Here is a 23,628-nt window from a genome sequence, read left to right on the forward strand (position 1 = left end):
TCCCAGGTCGATTAGCTCAGCTGGGAGAGCACCTCCCTTACAAGGAGGGGGTCACTGGTTCGAGCCCAGTATCGACCACCATATTTCTTCATCTTCATATTTTCTCAAAATTTATAATTAATCAGCCTATCAGGCACACCATTAGCTAGTGGTTTACCGTTGCAGTTCCCATCAGCTCAACTATTCTTCAACTATTACAAGTTCAATCCCTCTATTTTTACGGTGGTGACTTATGGCCGATGTAACTCAATCAGCCTCTTTGGCGAGTATTGCTGCATATTTAAAGCTCACTCATGAATGTGACGAACAAACAGCAATGGTTGAAGCGAAAGAGGTGATGCAAAACCTAGTTACCATGCGACAAAAAGGGTTTATCACCGGATGGTACTTTGATGCGCATGGCCATTTAGAACTCCTTCCTAGTGAGGCCATTCTAAAACGTATTAATCCAACAAAATAGCCTTGGCCATTATGCCTCTCACGCAGTGTCCATTGCGTTGAACCATTTATCGACTAAAGCCCTTCCCTAAAAGTGCTTCCCTAGCAGATCACACCACTATATAAACAAAAAGCTTTACTTAATTAAGCTTTAATGACAAAGTCAATTCACTCTTTCGTCGACTCAACAAGCTATTGATCGTATGCCACAGATAGATGTTAATCCTGCAGATGCACATGCAACGGCTAAACAGATACTAATGGTGACTCTCATTGTCACCCTAATTAGCGTGGCAGGCATCGCACTCCCCTACCCAGTGCTAGCCCCACTCTTTGCGGAAAGTAGTTCACCGTTAACGCAGTTTTTGGGGCTCCCCAGTGAGCTACTGCTTGGTATTGTATTAGGGATCTATCCGTTAGGTATTATTATTGGCAGTAGCATGATTGGTGCACTCTCGGATCATCATGGCCGAAAACGCCTATTAACCTTCACGCTTCTGGGGAGTGCCATCGGCTACATGCTTACCGCCATTGCGGCACTATCAGAACACTTCATTCTTTTCTGTTTAGCGAGATTGCTCACCGGTTTTTGCGAGGGAAATATAGCCATCGCGCGCGCTATTGCCGCGGATTTACATCCTGTACTCGACAAAACCCGTAGTTTTTCACTCATCAGTGCCATGGGATACGGCGGTTACCTTATCGGGCCGCTTGCGGGGGGCTACTTGCTTTACATGGGGATAGATATGGTCTTTTGGAGCGCCGCCATCGCCTGTTTGCTCTGCGCTGGGCTCAGCCATCAGCTGCTGCCAAGCAGCCTCAATAATCCCGTAGAACATGCAGAGCAAGGCTCGAGTCTACGACTTTTGCAAGACCCAGCACTGAAACGCTTTTTTATTCTGTACCTACTGCTAACTATGGGGGTCAACCTTTACTATGAATTCTACCCACTCTACTTAGTCACAGCATTTGATTTTACTGCAACCGATATCAGCTGGGTTACAGTGTTATTAACTGCCAGCATGATCGCCACAAGTGTCTGGTTTAACCCGATCATCCAACGCAGACTCTCGCACGCCAACGCCAGCTTAGTGGGCATCGCGATCTTTATCTTCTCTTTAATGAGCTTTCCCTTTATCAACCACTCGGCTTATCTCTTTACCTTTATGACGATTGGTGCAGGTATCGCCATTTACAATGGATTTCTGCCCTCTTATCTATCAACCGCTTATCAGCATCGTGCTCAGGGACAATTGATGGGCATGCTGGTCACCATCTTCTGCGTCGGCAATCTATTAGCGGCATTGATTGGCGGAGTGCTATCGATATTCGACGTCAAAGTAGCACTGCTCTTTGGCGCACTCAGCGCTCTTGGGGCTGCCTTACTCTTTTATCGTGGCCATTACCAACAAGCGCAATGGCAACAAACCTAGTTTTTGCCTAAAGACAATGGGTGGTTATCCACCCATTGCCTCAAAACAAGTGGGCGGTATATGGCCCACAACATGCAGAGCCTCCCACAACCCCGCCACGTAACATATTGATATAGATAAATTAACAAAATAAAAACAACTATGGCCTAGTCCTTGCCTATTACTAATTGAGTCAAATAGATCTAAAACTCCCATTGAACGACAACAGTTCAACAGAGTTAACAAAAAAGGACATTAAGATGACAACACTCAATACCTCTACAAACCTGTCTCCACTCAAGCAATTAGTCAAAATCAGTGCTATTGCAGCTTTATTCGGAGCTAGCCTTACCGCTTTTGCCGCTCCCGTTGAAATAAAATTTTCCCACGTCGTGGCGGAAAATACCCCAAAAGGACAGATGGCCCTTAAGTTTAAAGAGCTGGTCGAACAGCGACTTCCCGGCGAATACCAAGTTAACGTATTTCCAAATTCGCAACTGTTTGGCGATAACAATGAACTGTCAGCGCTGCTGCTAAACGATGTGCAATTTGTGGCACCTTCACTGTCTAAATTTGAACGCTACACCAAAAAATTACAGATATTTGATCTGCCATTTCTGTTTCAAGACATGGATGCAGTGAATCGCTTCCAACAAAGTGAAGCAGGGCAAAAACTGCTTAATTCAATGAAACGTAAAGGGTTAATTGGTTTAGGTTACCTGCATAATGGGATGAAGCAATTCTCAGCAAGCAGTCCATTGGTTAATCCTGAAGATGCCAAAGGTAAGAAGTTTCGCATCATGGCTTCTGATGTATTAGCGGCGCAGTTCCAGGCTATCGATGCCATCCCAGTGAAAAAGCCTTTCTCTGAAGTATTTACCTTGCTGCAAACACGCGCAATCGATGGCCAAGAAAATACTTGGTCAAACATATACTCTAAAAAGTTTTATGAAGTACAAAGCAACATAACCGAAAGTAATCACGGTGTGCTGGATTACATGGTGGTCACCTCAAATGAGTTTTGGAAAGGGCTTCCAGGTGATAAGCGTAAAGTGATTAAAGCCTCACTGGATGAAGCGGTTGCTTATGGTAATGAGATTGCGGCGGCAAAGGTCAACAAAGACAAGCAAGCGATTATCGATTCAAAGCGCTCAGAAATCACCTATCTCAATGCAAGCCAACGCGCTGCATGGGTAGCTTCAATGAAACCTGTATGGGCCCAGTTTGAAGAGAAGATTGGTAAAGATCTGATCGACGCAGCGGTAGCATCAAACCAGTAAATCATCATTACATCCCAAGGAATTAAGCCTAGTAACCTGAACAGCTAGGTTTAATTCCTACTTGAGGAGCACAAGAGATGATATCTCGCATTTTTTCTCACATTGAAGAAGGCGTACTCAACGCACTGATCTCTGCAATGACACTGCTAGTGTTTGCTGAAGTGATCGCTAGATTCTTCTTCAACACAGGTTTTCTGTGGATCCAAGAGCTTACCCTTACTCTGTGTGGGTGGTTTGTACTCTTTGGCATGTCTTATGGCGTAAAAGTGGGTGCCCACATAGGCGTAGACGCTTTTGTCACTAAGTTAAACAAAAAGAAACGTAAAATCACCGCGTTGATCGCAGTGGTTATCTGCTTAATCTATTGCGTCATGTTTCTGCTGGGCAGCTGGGATTACTTAGCGAAAATGTATCAGGTCGGTGTACCAATGGAAGATATTGACCTACCTCATTTTCTAGTTAGCCAGCTTGACCCGGACAATGCATGGGAATATTTACGCATTGATGTAGAAGAGCCAGCGGTACCACTTTGGATGTCCCAAAGCATCCTACTAATTGGGTTTTCATTGCTTTCGTGGCGATTTATTGAATTAGCCATCGCCATTATTCGCAATCAAACTGATGGGTTTAAATTTGCCGATGAAGCCAAGGAAAGCATGCATTTAATTGACCAAGAAGCTGACACCTCAGTCACGCATAAGCAAGGAGATAAATAATGACTATCGCCACACTATTTATCAGCTTGTTCCTGTGTATGTTAATCGGCATGCCAATCGCTATCGCACTGGGCTTCTCAAGCATGCTCACCATTTTGCTTTACTCCGATGATTCACTGGCCTCCATTGCCCTGAAGCTTTATGAGTCAACCTCTGAGCACTACACTTTGTTGGCCATTCCCTTTTTCATTCTGTCTTCAGCCTTCTTGTCCACTGGCGGGGTTGCCAGACGCATCATTGATTTTGCCATGGACAGTGTTGGCCACATCCGTGGTGGTCTTGCTATGGCCTCTGTGATGGCATGTATGTTATTTGCAGCCGTATCAGGCTCTTCACCGGCAACGGTGGCGGCAATTGGCTCTATCGTGATTGTAGGAATGGTGAGAGCGGGCTACCCAGAAAAGTTTGCTGCTGGGGTTATCACCACATCTGGCACATTGGGGATCCTTATTCCGCCGTCGATTGTGATGCTAGTCTATGCTGCGGCAACTGAAGTATCGGCAGCCAGAATGTTCATGGCAGGCCTTATTCCAGGATTAATGATGGGCTTACTGCTAATGCTCGCTATCTACATTGTAGCGCGCATTAAAAAGCTGCCCTCTCGTCCCTTTCCTGGGGTAAAAGTGTTGGCGATATCGAGTGCCAAAGCCATGGGTGGGTTAGCACTTATCTTTATTGTGTTGGGTTCTATTTATGGTGGTGTTGCCAGTCCAACTGAAGCGGCCGCCGTTGCCTGTGTTTATGCCTATTTCATCGCAGTGTTTGGTTATCGCGACATTGGTCCGCTCAAACATGTCGCGTGGCGTAAAAATAGGGAGGCATTGCTGAGTGCAGGCCTAAGAAATATCGGCTATATGCTACTTGCCGTGATAAAAACTCCGACCGATAAAGAGATCCGTCATGTCGTCAGAGATGGCGCCAAAGTCAGTATTATGCTGCTATTTATCATTGCTAATGCGATGTTGTTTGCCCATGTACTCACCACGGAACGTATCCCGCATATTATTGCAGAAACCATTGTCGGAATGGGCCTCCCCGTTTGGGGGTTCCTTATCATCGTCAACTTGCTGCTACTCGCGGCGGGTAATTTTATGGAACCCTCGGCAATTTTGCTGATCATGGCGCCCATACTGTTCCCAATCGCTACACAGTTAGGTATTGACCCGATTCATCTGGGGATCATCATGGTCGTCAACATGGAGATAGGGATGCTAACCCCACCCGTGGGCTTAAACCTCTTTGTCACGGCAGGGATCACGGGTAAAAGTATGGGCTGGGTGATCCACTCCTGCTTACCTTGGTTATTATTGTTGCTGTTTTTCCTTATTTTAATCACTTATATTCCGCAAATTTCGCTATTTTTGCCCGAATATATTGATAAGTTAAATGGTTACTAAATAGCTTGATTTTGCGTAACATATAAGCGAGTCTGACACATGTCATACACCTTTGTGACAGGTTTAGATTCGCTTTGTTACCACTTGGACATGCATTTTTATGTCAATAAATATAAAAACAAAAAAATACCTTAGCGTTACCTTTATCGTTTTATTAGGATTGGTTGCCATTCTCCGCTTGGCCTATTGGTTTCACCTCGAAATAGGTTATCAACAGACGCAAACACAATCCAAAGCACAAATTAAAGAGTTAATGAGCTTTATGTCTGGCTCACTCTCTCGCTACGAAAGTATTCCGCATGTGCTCTCAACCAATCCGCTACTTGCTAATGCCCTGCGCGCCAACACGAATAGTGAGGTCATTAAGCCACTAAATCATTATCTTGAAGAGGTCCAAAGCATTACCGAAGCACTAGATATCTACCTCATTAATGCCGATGGGTTAGCTATTGCTGCAAGCAACTGGCAACAAGATTATTCATTTATCGGTAAAAACTTCGGGTTTCGCCCCTACTTTACTCAGGCAATTAACGGAGGGTTGGGACGCTATTTTGCTGTAGGAACTAGCTCAAACAAGCGAGGTTACTACTTCTCCTACCCCATCTATGAGCATGGCTATCCATTAACCCCTGAACAATCAGATAGCAAGATCCTTGGGGTTATCGTGGTCAAAGTCGATATCACCGAAATTGAGCAGCAAAGCACAGGCATGGCAAGAGCCAGTGGCTACGACTTTACCATTACAGACAGTGACGACGTCATTTTTCTATCAAGTAACCAACAATGGCGGTTACACTCACTTAGCCCCCTCACAGACGATAAACAATTACTAATAGCTAAATCACGCCGTTATGCTAATCGCACTATTTCCAGTTTAACGGTTCAACCGCCCTACCAAGCACCCCTTGATGACACCTACAACATCTATCGAATCGGAAACGCTAGCCAAGGCCTCCAAGAATATATGGAGACTAAAGCATTGATGACTAATGCAGGGTGGAAAGTTCATATCTTAGCACCCATGGCTCCAACCTATAGCGCACTACCGCCGCTGTTATTGCTCTACGGTGCGCTGTACTTGCTTTGCGCAGTCGCGCTCTTATATGCCATAGAGCGACGTAAGAACGGTCTACGGCTTAAACAGGCCCATGAACAGCTCGAACAACGTGTAAAAGCGCGTACTCTGGAGCTTGAAAACAGCAACAAACAGCTAAAAGAGACTCAAGATGAGCTCGTCCAAGCGGCTAAACTCACCGTGATTGGTAGCCTATCTGCCAGTATTAACCATGAAATAAATCAGCCCCTTGCCGCCATACGCAGTTACGCTCAAAATACCCAAACCCTACTATCACGAGCAAAGTGGGATGATGTGTCCACCAATATCATCACCATCATTGAACTGACCGACAGACTAGCAGCCATCGTTGCCCAGTTTAAAAGTTTTACCCGCAAAAGCAGCGGCAATGATAAAGCCACCAGTGTGGCACAATCGATCCATGATGCGCTGACCATTATTCAACCAGAAGTCGATAAACAAGGCATTCAGCTGATCTTAAATAATACTGACACGCAGGCATTGATTTGGTGTGATTCAATCCGTCTACAGCAGGTGCTGATTAACTTAATGAGTAACGCCATTGTTGCGATGCACCACAGCTCGCCCAAACAACTTATCATCAGCGTGAAACAGCAAGATAAGCTGCAGATTTTGATTGAAGATACTGGTACTGGTATCGAAGAGAGCCAAATGAAAAAAATCTTTGACCCCTATTACACCAGCTCTCGTCAAGGTCTTGGTCTCGGTCTCTCTATTTCTCGCCGTATTGTCGAAGCGATGCAGGGCCAAATTAGCGTCACCAACCGCAAAGATGGTGGCGCTATGTTTATTATCTCATTGCCGATACATGCCGCAGGACACGCATAATGCTCAGTGACACGCTCAATAAGTTTGATATCGTGATCGTCGATGACGAGCCATTAATTGGTTCAGCCTTAGTACAACTGTTTGAATTGGAATCCTACCGCGCATTATCGGTCACGGATCCGCAGCTGATTGAACAAGGGATCCCCGAAAATTGGCCAGGCATAATCATTTCAGACGTTAATATGCCTGATATTGATGGCTTAACCTTAATGGGCTCATTGCTTTCTATCGATAAAGATATTCCGATTATCCTGCTCACCGGCCATGGTGATATTGCCATGGCCGTACAAGCACTCAAACAGGGGGCATATGACTTTATCGAAAAACCATTCAATAATGAGCATATGCTCGATATTGCTAAACGCGCCATAGAGAAACGCGCCCTCACCCTAGAAAATCGCAGCCTGAAAAAAGAGCTAGAGTCTCAAAGCACACCAGGCCCGCGCATTTTAGGTAGCAGCCCTGGCATTAAACAGATGCGGCATATTATTCATCAAGTGATAGATATGCCGGCTGATGTGCTCATTGAGGGAGAGACAGGAACGGGTAAAGAGCTAGTAGCGCGTTATCTTCACGATCATAGCCAACGAAGCGAAGCCAATTTTGTTGCCATCAACTGCGGCGCGATCCCTGAAACCATTATTGAAAGTGAACTGTTTGGCGCAGAATCAGGCGCCTTTACCGGCGCGGATAAAACCCGCATCGGCAAATTTGAATACGCCAATGGTGGCACGCTATTTTTAGATGAAATTGAAAGTACCCCGCTGTCGTTGCAGGTCAAACTATTACGAGTACTGGAAGATAGAAAAGTTGAACGCTTAGGATCAAATAAAAGTATTGATTTAGATATCCGCATTATTGCCGCCACCAAAGTGGATCTTAAAGGGCTATGTGACACCGGAGAGTTTCGACAAGATCTACTCTATCGTCTTAACCTTGTTACTGTACCGATCCCAGCGCTCAGAGAGCGCCGTGAAGACATTAGTCTTTTGTTCCTTCACTTTGCTCGTATTGCATCGGCACGCTACCACAAGGCCTTAATCCCGCTCAATAGTGAACACAGCGCCCAATTAGTGTCGCACGACTGGCCGGGTAATGTCAGGGAGCTGAGAAATCTGGCAGAACGTTATGTACTACTCGGTGCTGATGCGGCCTTTGCAACCTCGCTCAATCAGACTAAACAACTCAATGCTAATATGTCGTTACAACAACGGGTCGAGTTTTTTGAACGTTTATTGATTGAAGAAGCACTAAGCCATAACAAAGGCAGTATTAAGCTCACCATGGAGCAACTGGAACTGCCGCGTAAAACCCTCTACGACAAGATGCAGAAGTTTGCCATAAACCGTAAAGCCTTTATTCAGTAAGCAAGGCATTCGTTTGGCGCGAACGATTGTCTCGCGCCAATAATGCCACAACGCCCATCACCACCAAGAGCAACAATAAACTACCAACTACCACCCCATTCCAGCCCCACTGATGCCAAAATGGCAATAAAAATGGTCCGCCTAGCGCCGCCCCAAGGTAATAGCTACACAGGTAAAGCGCCGTTGCTTTGGCCCTATGTTGCTGCGCTCGCTGAGCCACCCAAGCATTACACACACTGTGAAAGGTGAAGAAACCAAAGCTAGACAACAGAAAACCAGCAATAATGGTGCTGCTAGTGTCTATGGTTGTCACTAGACTACCAAGCAACATAACCGATGTTGATAGAACAAACAGCGGTTGACGCCCCACTCGCGTGACCCATTTTGCCGACCGAAAAGAGGCATAAGTCCCGCTCAGGTAACAGAGAAAAATTAAGGTCACCTCAAAACGTCCCCAGTTAAACGGCGCTTGCATCAAGTGCAACTGGATATAGCTAAATTGGTTAACCATCACCATAAAAGCGATAGCCCCCAACAAGTAGAGCTTACGCAACGTGCTATCTGAGAGGTGAGTGGTAAACCCACGCAGATCATCAAAACTTAAGCGTATTTTAGGCTCACGTTCTGCCCTAACTCGGTCGCGGTTTGGCAGTAAAAAATAAACCATCAACACCCCTACGGCGCTGATAAACGTTAAGATCATCATCGCCATAGGCCAATCAAGATAGGCCGCCATCGCTCCGCCAATCAAGCGTCCAGCAATCCCCCCTAAACTGTTTGCCGCGATATATACCGCCCCTGCAGACAATAAAATGGTTTTATCGAGCATATCTTTAAAATAGGCCATCGCAATTGCTGGCACTGCAGCAAGCAGTACACCTTGCAACAATCGCATCGCGATTAAGCTTGAGAAGCCTTGCAGGCCAACCAAAATCAAGTCCACCAGCACTAAGAGGCCAAGGCTCCATAAAAGAGGCTTTCGGCGACCAATCTTGTCTGACATCACGGCATAAAACAGTAATGAAAAGGCCATGGAAAAGCTGGTTACCGACAACAGTAAAGTCGCATGTGCAGGCATTACATTAAAATGGGTCGCGATCAGTGGCAGCATTCCTTGCACCACATAGAGGTTGATATACACCACGACCGACGCGAGTGAGAGCCCCCATATCAACCTATGCTGTAATCGAATATTGCCCTGCATGAATAGCGCACACTTTTCTATTGAGACGATAGACACAGGCTACCACTGACATTAACATAACAAAAATAGATTATTATTATCATGTCCATACAATTTTATTATAGACATGAAACCCATTGCCCTTAGGCAGCAAGGTAAGTGATCATGGACATCAAACAGTTAAAGCATTTTAGTGCATTGGCGCAAAAAGGCAGCTTCACCTTAGCAGCAAAGCAACTGAGCATGGCCCAACCAGCTTTAAGCCAAAGCATTAAACGTTTGGAGCAGCACTTAGGGGTCACTCTTGTTAATCGCAATCCGCACTATCGAGGCCAAGATGGTAGCCGTTTAACCTTGACCGCTGAAGGGGTTGCGCTGCAACAACACGCGGCACTTATTATCAACCAACTTAAACAGGCTGAAGCACAGATAAGATCGATGGCGAACCTGACTCAAGGCGAAGTACGTATTGCCGTGCCCGGAATGCTAGGCTCTTACTACCTGCCATCAAGACTAATGGCTTTCAGACATCAGTATCCAGACTTAAAACTGTCGTTATTTGAAGGTGGAACACGTGACAGTTTGCGTATGCTACAAAATGAAGAGGTGGATATTGCCATCATTACAGGCCAAGATCTGCAGCCCAATTTTGATAGCCACTTACTGCTGAGCGAACAGATGGTGGTTGCACTCAGCGATGATCACCCTTTGTCACAGTGTTCAAGCATCACATTGCCGCAGTTTCTGACCCACGAGTTAGTGATGTTTAAGCCTGGCTACTTCCATCGAGAATGGATGCTCTCTCACGCTAAAAGTTTGGGAATTGAGGTCAATATCGCCTTTGAAACCAACTTAATCAACTTAATCAAACAGGTCGTGTCACAAGGCTACGCCATCACCAGCGTATTGGAGATGGTGATAGAAGCCCATGACAAGATTCAAGCTAGGCCGTTTAATCCTGCGGTATTTCTTGATTTACATATTGCGTGGAATAAAGAGCGCCCCGTCGGATTAGCCGATAGGGCGTTTGTTGAGTTTCTGATGGCCCATCGTTAACCCCAGGGGTTAACTCGCATCAGCCTGCTGCTCAGGCGCCGCGTTGATAAAGGCATCAAGTTGGTGGCAGCTATCCCAAATGCGGCAAATAGTCGGATATGGCGCCAAATCTACATTAAAACGTTTGGCGTTATAAATTTGCGGAATTAAGCATAAGTCGGCCACCGTCACACTGTCACCAAAGCAATAGCGTCCCGCACAGTGAGCTAACTGCTGCTCTAAGGCACTAAACCCTTGCGCTATCCAATGGTGGTACCACTGGTTTTTTGCTTCATCGCTCACTTTTAAGGTGTCACTCAGGTATTGCAGTACCCGTAGATTATTTAAAGGGTGAATTTCACAGGCAATCGACAACGCTAAGGCTCGAACTGATGCCTTCGCTTGCGTAGTGCTTGGCAACAGCGGCGCTTGTGGGTACTGCTCGTCCAAATACTCTACAATCGCCATGGATTGCGTTAATACAAAAGCATTGCCATCTTGGTCGCTATCAATAAATGTAGGAACCAACTCCTGTGGATTAAGCGCTGCATAGCTTTCACTATGTTGCTCACCGCCCCCTTTAACCAGATGAACTGAAATTAACTCTGCATCTAACCCTTTTAAGTTTAATGCGATACGTACACGATAGGCGGCGCTTGAGCGCCAATAGCCATACAATTTCATTCACTGACTCCCTGGTCTATGCTATAAAAAAACGGGGCGACCAAAGGCGCCCCGACTTTCCGCTCTAGCCACTAAGCTTAAGCTTTATATTCGACAACCTGTTGATCGATTGCGCCAAATATCGACACCTCGTTTTCATCAAACATTTCGATGCGTACTCTGTCACCAAAACGCATAAATGAGGTTGCAGGCTTACCCTCTGCAATGGTCTCTAACATACGAATTTCTGCCAAACAGCTCGAACCTGCACTACGGTCATAGTTTGAAATCGTACCAGAACCAATAATGGCACCTGCACCTAATGGACGTGTTTTAGTAAAATGCGAAATCAACTGGCTAAAGTCGAACGTCATATCGACGCCGCAATTAGGACGACCAAACAACTCACTGTTTAGGTGTGTCACTAAGGGTAAGTGAACCTTAGAATCTTGCCATTTATCGCCAAGCTCATCAGGCGTTACCGCAACAGGTGAGAAGCTACTCGATGGCTTAGACTGGAAAAAGCCAAAGCCTTTTGCTAACTCACCTGGGATCAAATTACGCAGTGATACATCGTTCACTAACATGATCAGCTTGATATGTTTATGGGCATTTTCAACCGACACGCCCATAGGCACATCATCGGTGATCACTGCCACTTCTGACTCAAAATCTATGCCCCATTCTTCACTTGCTAACTCAATGTCAGCCTTTGGTGCAATAAAACAATCGGAGCCACCTTGGTAAACTAATGGGTCGGTCCAAAATGTTTCTGGCATCTCAGCATTACGTGCCTTACGCACTAATTCAACATGATTAACATAGGCACTGCCATCGGCCCATTGATAAGCACGTGGAAGCGGTGATAAACATTTAGTTTCATCAAAATCTACCGCGTTATCGAGTTGACCGTCATTAAGGGCTTCATAAAGCTCTTGTAGCTGAGGTTGTAGCAAATCCCACGCATCAATAAGTTGCTGCATAGTATGGGCAATGGCTGGCACTGCTACCGTTTTGGTTAAATCTTTACTCACAAGCATGAGCTGGCCATCACGACGACCATTGTTATAACTTGCTAACTTCATACCGACTCCTATCGCAATCTGTTCAATGTGTTGCTCAATAACGCCATCGCGGCACAGCAATCCACTCGTTAATGGGCATAGAAATACCCTATGGCTCCCAAGATAGGAATAGCGTGACCTGAATCACATTACCTTGTGCAACCACTCTTTTTGTAAACTTATCATTACATCCGGGGTTTTCCACCGATATCAGTACAATGTGGACTTTATCCGCCTAAAAATACGCCACTATACTGGCAATCTGCTGTTACATCCCTTTTTGCTTGCTGATCTTATACTCTCTAAGCTTATTCGCAATTGCGGTATGGGATACGCCCAGTTTTTTGGCTAATTGTCGCGTGCTGGGATAAGCCGGATATAAACGTCTGAGCAGGCTCGCCTCAAACTGTTTCATCGCTTGATCTAAGCTGCCCTCAAACTGGTGATCGAAATAACCAAAACCTTCTGCATAAGAGGGTAACTTTAATTGCTCAACCGTTAGTTCAGCAGAGCCATCCCACATTGATACCGCTCTAAATATGGCATTTTTTAACTGTCTGACATTGCCGGGCCAGGCATAGCTCAAAAGGTGCTCACGACAAGGCGCTGAGATCCGGCGAATAGGAATAGATAACTGCTGACTATAGTGCTCTAGGAACATCTCTGTCAGTGGGATCACATCGACCTTACGATCTCGCAAGCTTGGCATGTGGAAACTGAGCACATGAATGCGATAGTAAAGATCTTCTCTAAACTCACCTGTCTGACATAACTCGGCCAAGTTTTTCTGAGTTGAGCAGATAATGCGGACATCGGAACGCACCTCAACATCGCCTCCCACACGCCTAAAGGTGCCATCTTGCAGTAACCTTAACAGTTTCACCTGTGCCGCTTTCGACATCTCGGCAATTCCATCTAAAAAGACAGTACCGCCCTTGGCTTCCTCAAAAAATCCACGTTTGACCACTTCACCGCCACTCACATAACCAAACAACTCCTCTTCAGCAGCACTGTCAGGCATCGCCGCGCAGTTGATGGCAATAAATGGATGTTCACGTCGCATGCTCGCATCATGGCAAGCTCTGGCCATTAACTCTTTACCTGTGCCAGTTTCCCCAGTGATCAACAACGGGGCATCAAGCTGTGCCATACGCTGCGCCTGCACCAAGACCTCTTTCATCTTGTCACTAACGGCCAGCACATTCTCAAAACCTGTGGTTTGATTTTGAAGGGCATTAAACTGCTTACCTACACGAGCAGGAGATTTAAGCGATACCACCGCACCAGCAAGGATCGTTTTATCGTTCTCATCAGGCAGATAGATAGGTAACATTTCGGCAAGGTATTCACTCTGGCCAATATTGACGCGAGTGGCTTGTGCCAGCACTAAAGGTTCACTTAACCAACGTGCAAAGTTGAACCCTTGTACCCAATGGTTCAGCGGCTCCTCTAACACTTCATGCTCAGCCATTCCCAACGTCATTACCGCAGACTCATTGATAATGCGAATGCGTCCTTTGATGTCGATGGAAAATACCGAATCTGGCAGGGTTTTTAATAAGGTTTTTAAAGCGTAATGTTCTTGTTCAGACGGCATAAATGACACAGTTCGCACGTCATGAACGGCTTCCACCTTTCTGATCAGCGGCAAGAGTTCACTGAGTACATCAAAGTTTACTTCAGCAAACTGCAGGTAGAGGAATCCTTGGTTACTGGCATCAATCGCAATCAGATTAATCCCGTAGCCTTCTAGAATCTCCAGAATATCTTTTGCTAGACCCACACGGTCGATGCAACTTACTTCTAAGCGCATACAGCTATCGTCCCTTTTATTATTTTTAACTTCATCGTTTTTGGGAATATCTCACCAACACGGCAAGTGGCCGAGTGATAATATTGGCGTCGATAAATCGCCTATACGTTAGTGTGTTCTGATAATTGTGGCAAGAGTTGTTTACAGCTGAAAGTGATTCAAATAAAAAAATCAGCGCTATAGTTATACTATAACGCTGATTTTATTAGTTTAAATTCTAGTCTAACAACTGGTCTGTTTTGGCCGCCATAATGAAATCGTTGCGGTGTAATCCCTTAATCGAATGAGACCACCAGGTCACCGTCACCTTGCCCCATTCGGTTAAAATCCCAGGGTGGTGAAACTCTTCCTCAGCTAAATCCGCCAACTTGTTGGTAAATGCCATCGCCAACTTAAAGTTTTTAAATTTATACACACGCTCTAACTGCATAATGCCATCACGCACTTCCACGCCCCAATCAGGAATTAGGCGGATAAGTTCTGCCAACTCACTGTCACTGACTTTCGGTGCATCGGCTTGGCAAGCTTCGCATTTCATTTGTGCTAATTCAGTCATACTTCATCCTTATAACTTGTTTAACTGGCTTTGGATTTTGGCTCAAATAGCGGCGCATGCAACCCAAGCTCTCGGGCCTTTGTGACAGCAGCCATGATATCCATTTTAACGATTTCATCTAGATAATCTATTGATTCAATTGCATAGTACACAGGTTGCATAATATCTATTCGATAAGGCGTGCGTAAGATATCAACCAGATCAAAGGGTTTAATTAACGGGGCATCGCTCATGGCGTAAAGCGTTTCGCCTGGTGAGCTCAAAATCCCGCCGCCATATATCTTCAATTCATTTTGACGATTACGGATCAAACCAAACTCAACCGTAAACCAGTAAAGTCTAGCTAAAAATACCCGCTCCTCTTTCGAGGCGGCCAAGCCTAGTTTGCCGTATTGGTGAGAAAATCGTGCAAACGAGTCATTAGTTAACAGCGGGCAATGTCCAAATATCTCATGAAAGATATCGGGCTCTTGCAGGTAATCGAACTCCTCTTTACTGCGTATAAACGTCGCCACAGGAAACTCTTTATTGGCGAGTAGCTGGAAGAACTTCTCGAAAGAGATCAAAGCTGGCACGCCAGCCGTTTTCCAACCCGTCGCAGCGTGTAACACTTGGTCTATCTCACTAAGCTGAGGGATGCGGTCACGTGGTAAGGAGAGATCCGCTAACCCATTCAGGTAAGCATCACAGGCAAACTGGCCTAAATTACCTTGTTGTCTGTCGTATAGTGCCTGCCAAATTTCATGCTCATTTTGAGGATATTCAATATATCCACTGCTATCAGGTAATCTTGCCTGATACGCTGTTTGCTTGCTCATAATAAATACAACACAATTGACTGTTCCTAACTCCATATTTGACCAAACGCGTCATTTTGTTAACAGGATCACACTTTATAGTTGCCTCTGGCGCACCCAAGTTATGTAACTTAAAATTTACATTTAGTGGGCGCTAAATGTTAAATCTCTACAATTTCAACTAACTAACGACTGTAACGAAATAGGCGCACAATGACTAAAATTGCACCTTTCTCTACTTAAGCTTCAGTTTAAAATGGCTTTTCAGTTGTTTTTTATTAGAATGAGGGAACATTTACCTGCCGCATTAGGACTAGGATGAAACACCATAAGATCCGTAAAGCTGTTATCCCCGTCGCAGGACTCGGTACGCGCATGCTTCCTGCGACCAAAGCCATACCCAAAGAGATGCTCCCAGTCGTCGACAGACCGTTAATTCAATACGTGGTTAATGAAGCCATTGCGGCGGGTATCAATGAGATCGTGCTCGTGACACATGCGAGTAAAAACTCAATCGAAAACCATTTTGACTCAAGTTTTGAGCTAGAAGCACAACTTGAACGACGGGTTAAAAGACAATTACTTGCTGAAGTGCAAGCCATTTGCCCTGCTAATGTCACCGTAATAAGCGTAAGGCAATCTCAAGCAAAAGGCCTTGGCCACGCTATATTATGCGCACAAAAGGTCGTCGGGGATGAGCCATTTGCCGTTCTTCTTCCCGATGTCATTATCGACGAAGCCAGCTGTGACCTAACCCATGATAATCTCGCAGATATGGTTACCCGCTTCGATCAAACTGAAGTAGGCCAAATCATGGTTGAAGGTGTCCCCCATCATTGCGTCAATCAATACGGTATTGCCGATGTCAATGGCCACGCCCTGCAACCTGGCGAGTCACAACCCATTATTGCCTTGGTGGAAAAGCCAGATATTGATGATGCGCCCTCTAACCTAGCGGTCGTGGGACGCTATATTCTCCCCAAAGCCATTTGGCCATTACTGGCTAAAACCCCAGCAGGGGCTGGTGATGAGATACAACTCACCGATGCGATTACCATGCTCATGGACACAGTGCCAGTAAATGCTTACTACATGAAGGGCAAGAGCCACGATTGCGGTAACAAGCAAGGTTATATGCAAGCCAGTGTTGAGCATGCCTTGCGCCACCATGAGATTGGCGAAGACTTTAAGCAGTACCTAACAGACTTAGTAAAGAAAATTAATCAGGAAGATAATGCATGACCATATTAGTCACAGGTGGAGCAGGATATATTGGCAGCCATACCCTTGTAGAGCTGCTCAACGATAATCAGCAAGTCGTGGTTGTCGACAACCTGAGCAACTCAAGCATTGAAGCCCTAAAGCGTGTCGAACAGATCACCCAAAAAACGGTAACCTTTTATCAAGGAGATGTGTTAAATAAGCCTTTCTTGCAAAAAATATTTAGCGATCATGAGATAAAATCTGTGATCCATTTTGCAGGGCTTAAAGCGGTGGGTGAGTCGGTTGCACAACCTCTGCGTTATTATGAGAACAATGTCACCGGCACCTTAATCCTGTGTGAAGTGATGGCTGAATTTAAGGTTAAAAATCTCGTGTTTAGCTCATCAGCGACCGTGTATGGCGACCCCGCCTCCTTACCCATTTTGGAAGATTTCCCTACCGGAGCCACCAACCCCTACGGTCAATCAAAGTTAATGGTTGAGCATATATTGGCAGATTTGCATCACTCAGATAGCAGCTGGAACATTGCCCGTTTGCGTTATTTTAATCCGGTCGGAGCCCATAAAAGTGGACTGATTGGCGAAGATCCCAATGACATCCCTAACAACTTAATGCCGTTTATTGCACAAGTGGCAGTGGGGAAAAGAGACGCGTTGAGCGTATTTGGTGACGACTACAACACCCCCGATGGCACAGGCGTGCGCGACTATATTCATGTGGTCGACTTAGCTAAAGGTCACCTCAAAGCGCTGGAAAAACTCAATACCCAACCAGGTCTTGTGACCTACAACCTTGGCACAGGTCAAGGTTATAGCGTTTTAGATATGGTTAAAGCCTTTGAACAAGCCTGTGGACACGCCATTGCCTATAAGGTTGTCGATAGACGCCCTGGTGATATTGCCGCCTGCTACGCCGACCCAGCCAAAGCCCAAAGCGAACTTAACTGGCAAGCAAGCCATTCACTTGAAGATATGGCCAACAGCAGCTGGCATTGGCAGTCGAGTAACCCTAACGGATATGGCGGCTAAACGGTCTACAGAGCGCACTAGAGTGCGCTCTCAATCATAAAAAAAAGAAGCACCCAATGAGTAATAGTATTAATCAAAGCCGCCGCAACCTGTTTAGTCGCCGTAAAAGCAACGTGGTTAGGCCGCCATGGGTAAAAGCAGATATCGACTTCACCGATATCTGTACCCGCTGCGATCGATGTATTACAGCCTGTGAAACAGCCATCATCTCTCGTGGCGATGGTGGATTCCCTGAGATCAATTTTGCGCAAGACGAGTGCACTTTTTGCCAAAAATGCGTACAGGCCTGCCCTGAACCAATATTTGACTTAGCACAAAACGTTCCATGGCAGATAAAAGCCACCATCAATGATACCTGCTTAGCCAATAGCGGAATTTGGTGCCAAACCTGCAAAGATGCCTGCGATCCTCGGGCAATTAGCTTTAAGCCAGCAATAGGCCAAGCACCTAAGCCGCTTATTGATCTTGAAAGCTGCACTGGCTGTGGCGCCTGTGTCGCTCCCTGTCCTAACCAGTCGATTAAGATTCAAGCTTAAGGAACAATGATAGATTGCCAAAATTCTGACAGACAAGCGCCAAATATTAGTGGTTTTGTTAGCCCAGTTTTACAGGTAATATCTAGTGAAAGTCGCGACAAAAGTTAACAATTATGTTTGGAAAGAAAAACAATAACGCAGGCCTCACCTTTATTGCTCAAGGCACTAAACTCTCCGGTGAGACCCATTTTGCAGGCGAAGCACTTATCGGTGGTGAGCTACACGGTAAAATCAGTGCGAACGGTAAGTTAACCATCGAAGTGGATGGCTATATCGATGGCGAGTTGCAATGCAAAGAGCTCAAAGTCTCTGGTGTATTCAAGGGCAAACTTAAGTGCGAAAAGCTCAATATCACCAGTACTGGTACCGTTGAAGGCGAAATCGCCTGTAATTCAATGGAGATTTTTGAAGGCGGGCAATTTATCGGTATGCGCGTACGTGAAGAGATAGCCCTACTTGAAGGCGAGCAGACCCGCCTTAATTCACCGATTGATGATTCAAACGAGCCGCAGCTCGTTAATTAACGAGAGACATCGCGCGGGCTAGTTTTCCGCCGTAGCACGCGCTTTATAATCTCTCAATAAGGTTAAAAATGCTCTGGGTTCTCGGTCGAGACAATCTGTGGGAAGGTAGAGATGGTATCCCAACTGATTATTTAACTGCTCACAGCGCCGAGCAAACATCCCTTTAACCCCATCATACGGCTTACCATCGACATTCAGCGGCGAGAACTCTGAGTTTAAATAATGCTCTAACCCAGACAGTTCACCATCGAGTGTAAGCGACGACATCAGCAGTGGACGCTGCTCAGTCAATAAGCCTGTGGCCAAACGTGGGGGGATATCATCAAGCAAAGCTGACAGCTGGTTTAACCGTAAACCGATATAAGGCAGCTCATCGCTATCAAGCGCTAAAATACTGCGCGGAACATCGACTCTTTGAATATTCTCCCACCGCAGATAGATAGTGCCGCGCCGATGATGATAAACCAGCCCCTGCGATCTAAACTCAACACTCACCTCAGGCTGGATAAGCTTAGCCACACCAAGGACTGTCAACACCATACCAAATAGAAAACAGACCATACCGGGGCCAAACATCGTTTTCGATAACACAAAAAACAGCAACCCACAGATCAGCATCACGGCGCCGACAAAGGTAAACGTCCACCCATTGTGCTTAGTGGTTGGACGAAAAATAATAGGCTCTACGCTCACTCATTGTTCCTTTCATTATTGAAAACATGCACTACAGGGATTTGGATACGGCATCACTTAATTCAACCTCATCACCATAACGTATATCGAACCAAAGCTTGCCGACATACTCGTGAATCGCCCGTTGTGACGATAAAAGATTTCGCGCATCCAGTTGCCACCAATAACCGTTACGGCCGATAAAGTCTGTCGGTGCAGCTTGAGGCCTTAATCCCGCTTGTTTAAAGATTGCCATCGACCTCGGCATATGTGTCGCCGATGTCACTAAACGAAAGGGTAAATCACCTATTTCCCATTTAAGATGTTGGGCTTCTTCGATGGTGTCCTTGGCTAAAGGCAGGACAATAATCTTGTGCTCTGGTACGCCAAGCGACATTGCTGCTTGCGCCATCACCATGGCGTGGGCCGAATGGTTTAACCCACCGCCCCAACCACTCACCACCAGCTGACACCCTTGCCCGAGTTCAAGCTGCCTTAGCCCTTCTGTCAACCTTGACAATGCCGTGGCAGACAACTGTTGAGTTGCCGCCCCTTGAATGCTGTCATCATGGCCACTGCCCAGCACCATCACCACACACTCAGCTGACGCGGGTTGATTGTTGACCGGATATTGGATTTCGAGCGGGTTAACCAACAGGTTAGCGCCCCATTGACTGCTAACAAACAGAAGAATCGAAAAAGAGGTGAAGATAAGCGACTTAACTAACTTGCGACGCCGTAAAATAATCATAGCAACCAGCAACAATATGAGCGACAACGAAATCGGCATAAACAGTTGCGTAATAAGCTTTTTAATCCAAAACATGGCTATCCTTGCCCCAGTATTTAGTTCACATATTAAAGTGGGGCAAGTGTAACCTAGGCGACCTATGAAGTCATTACCAAAGCCAAGCGGCGCCACGTACACCAGATGAACCGCCGTACATGTTCTGCACCACAGGGGTTCGACACTCGCCGCCCAATACATACTTAGGTAATACATCCGGCAATAGCGGATAGATAGCCTCAATATTAGACACGCCGCCACCGAGCACTATCACGTCGGGATCGAGTACATTAATAACATGGGCCAAAGCACGCGCCAGTCTATCGATATGACGATTAAAAGCAGCGGTCGCTAGCGTCTCACCTTGTGCCATCCTCTGGGCAATCTCTATCCCGCTGGGCGCATCACCACCAGCAGCCTTATAGTCACGCACAAAGCCAGTGCCAGAAATAAAGGTTTCGATACAATCTTGGTTACCACAAAAACACTGAGTCGAGTTAAATTCGTCCGCAGTCATCCAAGGCAACGGGTTATGCCCCCATTCGCCACCAATACCATTACTGCCACCATGGACCTTACCGTTTATCGCCAAACCGGCACCACACCCAGTACCAATAATGACGCCAAACACCATGCCCTTCCCTGCCGCCGCGCCATCAACTGCTTCCGACACCGCAAAACAGTTTGCATCGTTGGCAACACGCACCTCACGATTAAGTCGGTTACCTAAATCGACGTCCAACGGGTGGCCGTTTATCCAGGTGGAGTTGGCATTTTTAACCAGACCAGAAAATGGTGAGATCACCCCAGGAATACCAACACCAACGGTGCCCGTCATCCCAAGTGTTGTTTCGGCTTCAACGACTAACGATTCAATCGCGGCTAACGTCGCCTCATACTCACGCGGTGTTGGAATGCGCTTACGAAACAGCTCTTTGCCATCCTCATTAAGCGCAACTAACTCAATCTTGGTTCCACCAAGGTCAACACCCATTCTCAACATACTCAACTCCAACGTGTTTATCTTTTTATTGTTTGCTTGGCCAATGTTTAGCCGTGGCAATAAAGTAAGGATTTAAAATATTTTCTTTCTGATTGTAATCAAGAGGTAAGCCTGTTTCGTAATTGATAACCGCCCCATGTGCACTCTCAAGTACTGCCTGCGCAGCTGCTGTATCCCACTCACTGGTTAACCCTAAACGCGGATAAATTTCAGCGACGCCTTCGGCCAATAAACAAAACTTTAACGAGCTACCAATGCTGGTCATACTATGTGCGCCCAGCTCAACTAAATAGCGCTCTAGGCCTGGGCTCACATGGGAGCGACTGCCTACAACACGCGGCGTTTCCGGTGCGCTATGCTTGCTCACGTTGAGATCAACAATCTGACTATCCGTGGCTAACCACGCGCCCATCGATAATGCGCCGTAGTAGCACTTATCTAGAACAGGTGCATAAACAACCCCAGCAACGGCTTTACCACTGTCGATAAAGGCGATATTGACGGTAAACTCACCATTACGTTTAATAAATTCCTTGGTGCCATCAAGGGGGTCTATAAGCCAATATTGTTGCCAATGTTTACGCTCATCCCAGGCAATGTTAGCCGCCTCTTCCGACATCACCGGAATATCTGGGGTTAATGCTGCAAGCCTAGCAACGATGGCTTCATGACTGGCGATATCGGCTGCTGTTACCGGGCTGTCATCGACTTTGGTTTGTACCGCAAACCCATCGGAATGGTAAATATCCATAATCGCCTGACCCGCCTCTTTGGCAATATCGACAATTTCAGCCAACCACTCTTGCTTAAATGTATGCTTCAAACTTATCTATCTCTCTTATTATTAACGGCAAAGTGAGTATGCCATTGCAATGAAAAAGCAGGTAATAACGATTTAATCATACTTTTAGCAAAAGATACTAAGCTAGGGCATGATTCATTAACAGCAATAGTGTTTGGCTGCATTCGTATTCAAAGTGACGACCACTTATACAGACCATCATCACTATGCCAGCGTTAACCTTCAGGAGTCACAACCAACTGGTTTGTACGGCATGGTTTGCAGTCAAGAGCCTTGAGTTATGTCAGTAAAAACGGGGGCTTGATGTCCCTTAAGGACTAGCACCGAATCATCAACCTTGCTGCACCCAACTCCCGTTGCAGGAGAGAGACTGCACTCATATACTCTAACGAAATCAACCTGCATAGTTTGAGGAAATACACTGCCATCAATCCCCGTATCGTTGACATTACCAGCCCATGCACCGCCCACGGCCAAGTTAAGAATCAAGTGAAAAGGTTGGTTAAAAGGCGCATCGCTGTCACCAGTGATTAATTGACCACCTTGCACAGTTTGGCTGTACCAACCCGATGAGCGCTGAGTGGCGTAATGCACTTCATCCACGTACCAACGGATCTCCCCGGCTTGCCACTCAATGGCGTAGGTATGAAAACCATCCGCCGGATTAACATCGTTTGGTAAACGATACTCTTGCCCAGAATAGACGTTATCAGGCCAACTTCGACCATAATGCAACGTCCCGTGCACCCTAGCTTCTAACTCATTTTCTTCGGCTTCCTCTCTGTCGCTACGCGCCTTGAGATTTACCGCTTCCATAATGTCTATTTCTCCCGAAGCTGCCCAGCCGCCATACACCCAATCAGTAGGCAGCATCCAGATAGCAGGCCAGGTACCTTGCCCCTGTGGTAATTTGGCACGGATCTCAAATCGCCCATATTGCCAGTCACCCTTTTTGGCACTTCGCAGCCGCGCCGAGGTATAGGGCAAGGTTTTACTCTTGTCTAGCGCATCATAATTAACATCATCATCTTGCAGTGCTGGACCACTAAAAACTTCTGACTTTGCAACAATATTAAGTATGCCATCACGCACAAACGCGTTATCGGTCCTGTCGGTATAACACTGCTGCTCAGCATTTCCTCCACCATAACAGTTCACTTCAAAGCCCCAGCGCGTTAAATCTATCTCCTTGCCTGCAAACTCATCGCTCCAAACTAAATGCCAAGGTCCCGTTTGCTCGGTAGCGGTTTGCTGATCCATTAGCGGTGCAGTGCCACTGGAGGTGCAAGCACCTAACGCAAACATCAACAAAGTCAGCAGTAATCCTATACTTTTACAGTGGAGTGTCATTGAGAGGTTTCCTATCAAAATAAGTACCACAAACAGCCAATTTATAATGTAAATCGA

Annotated in this window: 23 protein-coding genes and 1 tRNA gene; 13 read left to right on the plus strand and 11 right to left on the minus strand. The window is 46.1% G+C overall.

Annotation, left to right across the window (positions count from 1 at the left end):
* Positions 1 to 5 precede the first annotated feature (5 nt).
* The 8 genes from L876_RS0118340 to L876_RS0118375 all read left to right on the plus strand — a co-directional run bounded on the left by L876_RS0118340 (position 6) and on the right by L876_RS0118375 (position 8,534).
* Positions 6 to 81: transfer RNA gene (locus tag L876_RS0118340), tRNA-Val, on the plus strand.
* Between the two features lie 151 nt (positions 82 to 232).
* Positions 233 to 460 (plus strand): hypothetical protein, encoded by a 228-nt coding sequence (locus L876_RS0118345; protein WP_028765126.1) that lies wholly within the window; start codon positions 233 to 235, stop codon positions 458 to 460.
* A 181-nt stretch (positions 461 to 641) separates the two neighbouring features.
* Positions 642 to 1,871, plus strand: a complete 1,230-nt coding sequence (locus tag L876_RS22085) for an MFS transporter (protein WP_051413191.1) — start codon at positions 642 to 644, stop codon at positions 1,869 to 1,871.
* 239 nt (positions 1,872 to 2,110) lie between these two features.
* Positions 2,111 to 3,130, plus strand: coding sequence for a TRAP transporter substrate-binding protein (locus tag L876_RS0118355; RefSeq protein WP_037429266.1), 1,020 nt, complete (start codon positions 2,111 to 2,113; stop codon positions 3,128 to 3,130).
* 77 nt (positions 3,131 to 3,207) lie between these two features.
* Positions 3,208 to 3,846: a TRAP transporter small permease gene (locus tag L876_RS0118360; RefSeq protein ID WP_028765128.1), complete on the plus strand. Its 639-nt coding sequence runs from the start codon at positions 3,208 to 3,210 to the stop codon at positions 3,844 to 3,846.
* On the plus strand, positions 3,846 to 5,243 hold the full coding sequence (locus L876_RS0118365) for a TRAP transporter large permease (protein ID WP_028765129.1): 1,398 nt from the start codon (positions 3,846 to 3,848) through the stop codon (positions 5,241 to 5,243). The genes L876_RS0118360 and L876_RS0118365 overlap by 1 nt, the downstream gene beginning before the upstream one ends.
* Positions 5,244 to 5,343: 100 nt before the next feature.
* Positions 5,344 to 7,167 (plus strand): sensor histidine kinase, encoded by a 1,824-nt coding sequence (locus L876_RS0118370; RefSeq protein WP_028765130.1) that lies wholly within the window; start codon positions 5,344 to 5,346, stop codon positions 7,165 to 7,167.
* A complete protein-coding gene (locus L876_RS0118375) occupies positions 7,167 to 8,534 on the plus strand; it encodes a sigma-54-dependent transcriptional regulator (RefSeq protein ID WP_211237673.1) in 1,368 nt (455 codons plus the stop codon). Before L876_RS0118370 ends, L876_RS0118375 begins: the two co-directional genes overlap by 1 nt.
* On the opposite strand, the gene L876_RS0118380 is transcribed toward L876_RS0118375, so the two are convergent.
* The gene (locus L876_RS0118380; protein WP_028765132.1) at positions 8,524 to 9,738 is read right to left on the minus strand and encodes an MFS transporter; all 1,215 of its coding nucleotides are present in this window, start codon (positions 9,736 to 9,738) and stop codon (positions 8,524 to 8,526) included. The genes L876_RS0118375 and L876_RS0118380 overlap by 11 nt on opposite strands.
* Positions 9,739 to 9,882: 144 nt before the next feature.
* On the opposite strand from L876_RS0118380, the gene L876_RS0118385 reads away from it, so the two are divergent.
* Positions 9,883 to 10,773 (plus strand): LysR family transcriptional regulator, encoded by an 891-nt coding sequence (locus L876_RS0118385; protein ID WP_028765133.1) that lies wholly within the window; start codon positions 9,883 to 9,885, stop codon positions 10,771 to 10,773.
* Between the two features lie 9 nt (positions 10,774 to 10,782).
* On the opposite strand, the gene maiA is transcribed toward L876_RS0118385, so the two are convergent.
* The 5 genes from maiA to phhA form a co-directional block, all read right to left on the minus strand.
* Positions 10,783 to 11,436, minus strand: coding sequence for a maleylacetoacetate isomerase (maiA, locus tag L876_RS0118390; RefSeq protein WP_028765134.1), 654 nt, complete (start codon positions 11,434 to 11,436; stop codon positions 10,783 to 10,785).
* 77 nt (positions 11,437 to 11,513) lie between these two features.
* A complete protein-coding gene (locus L876_RS0118395) occupies positions 11,514 to 12,500 on the minus strand; it encodes a fumarylacetoacetate hydrolase family protein (protein WP_028765135.1) in 987 nt (328 codons plus the stop codon).
* Positions 12,501 to 12,747: 247 nt separating this feature from the next.
* Positions 12,748 to 14,292 (minus strand): transcriptional regulator TyrR, encoded by a 1,545-nt coding sequence (gene tyrR / locus L876_RS0118400; protein WP_028765136.1) that lies wholly within the window; start codon positions 14,290 to 14,292, stop codon positions 12,748 to 12,750.
* Between the two features lie 217 nt (positions 14,293 to 14,509).
* Positions 14,510 to 14,848 (minus strand): 4a-hydroxytetrahydrobiopterin dehydratase, encoded by a 339-nt coding sequence (locus L876_RS0118405; RefSeq protein ID WP_028765137.1) that lies wholly within the window; start codon positions 14,846 to 14,848, stop codon positions 14,510 to 14,512.
* Between the two features lie 20 nt (positions 14,849 to 14,868).
* On the minus strand, positions 14,869 to 15,666 hold the full coding sequence (gene phhA, locus L876_RS0118410; RefSeq protein ID WP_028765138.1) for a phenylalanine 4-monooxygenase: 798 nt from the start codon (positions 15,664 to 15,666) through the stop codon (positions 14,869 to 14,871).
* A 297-nt stretch (positions 15,667 to 15,963) separates the two neighbouring features.
* Between phhA and galU the strand changes: the two genes are divergently transcribed.
* From galU to L876_RS0118430, 4 genes are all read left to right on the plus strand, one after another.
* Positions 15,964 to 16,887: a UTP--glucose-1-phosphate uridylyltransferase GalU gene (galU, locus tag L876_RS0118415; protein WP_028765139.1), complete on the plus strand. Its 924-nt coding sequence runs from the start codon at positions 15,964 to 15,966 to the stop codon at positions 16,885 to 16,887.
* On the plus strand, positions 16,884 to 17,897 hold the full coding sequence (gene galE, locus L876_RS0118420; protein ID WP_028765140.1) for a UDP-glucose 4-epimerase GalE: 1,014 nt from the start codon (positions 16,884 to 16,886) through the stop codon (positions 17,895 to 17,897). Before galU ends, galE begins: the two co-directional genes overlap by 4 nt.
* Before the next feature lie 56 nt (positions 17,898 to 17,953).
* Entirely contained in the window at positions 17,954 to 18,433 is a 480-nt protein-coding gene (gene napF / locus L876_RS0118425) for a ferredoxin-type protein NapF (protein ID WP_028765141.1), read from the plus strand.
* Positions 18,434 to 18,546: 113 nt separating this feature from the next.
* Positions 18,547 to 18,957, plus strand: coding sequence for a bactofilin family protein (locus tag L876_RS0118430; protein ID WP_028765142.1), 411 nt, complete (start codon positions 18,547 to 18,549; stop codon positions 18,955 to 18,957).
* 18 nt (positions 18,958 to 18,975) lie between these two features.
* Here the strand turns inward: L876_RS0118430 and L876_RS0118435 are convergent, their stop codons facing one another.
* The 5 genes from L876_RS0118435 to L876_RS22090 form a co-directional block, all read right to left on the minus strand.
* Positions 18,976 to 19,650 (minus strand): DUF2982 domain-containing protein, encoded by a 675-nt coding sequence (locus tag L876_RS0118435; protein WP_037429273.1) that lies wholly within the window; start codon positions 19,648 to 19,650, stop codon positions 18,976 to 18,978.
* A gap of 31 nt (positions 19,651 to 19,681) precedes the next feature.
* Complete coding sequence (locus tag L876_RS0118440; RefSeq protein WP_028765144.1) at positions 19,682 to 20,455, minus strand: YdcF family protein; 774 nt, start codon at positions 20,453 to 20,455, stop codon at positions 19,682 to 19,684.
* A 73-nt stretch (positions 20,456 to 20,528) separates the two neighbouring features.
* Positions 20,529 to 21,419, minus strand: a complete 891-nt coding sequence (gene mak, locus L876_RS0118445; protein ID WP_028765145.1) for a fructokinase — start codon at positions 21,417 to 21,419, stop codon at positions 20,529 to 20,531.
* Positions 21,420 to 21,444: 25 nt separating this feature from the next.
* Positions 21,445 to 22,242: a 3'(2'),5'-bisphosphate nucleotidase CysQ gene (gene cysQ, locus L876_RS0118450; protein WP_028765146.1), complete on the minus strand. Its 798-nt coding sequence runs from the start codon at positions 22,240 to 22,242 to the stop codon at positions 21,445 to 21,447.
* Between the two features lie 243 nt (positions 22,243 to 22,485).
* Complete coding sequence (locus L876_RS22090; protein WP_051413192.1) at positions 22,486 to 23,571, minus strand: glycoside hydrolase family 16 protein; 1,086 nt, start codon at positions 23,569 to 23,571, stop codon at positions 22,486 to 22,488.
* Positions 23,572 to 23,628: the final 57 nt, after the last annotated feature.

Source organism: Shewanella colwelliana ATCC 39565 (genome assembly GCF_000518705.1).
GTDB classification, from domain to species: Bacteria; Pseudomonadota; Gammaproteobacteria; order Enterobacterales; family Shewanellaceae; genus Shewanella; species Shewanella colwelliana.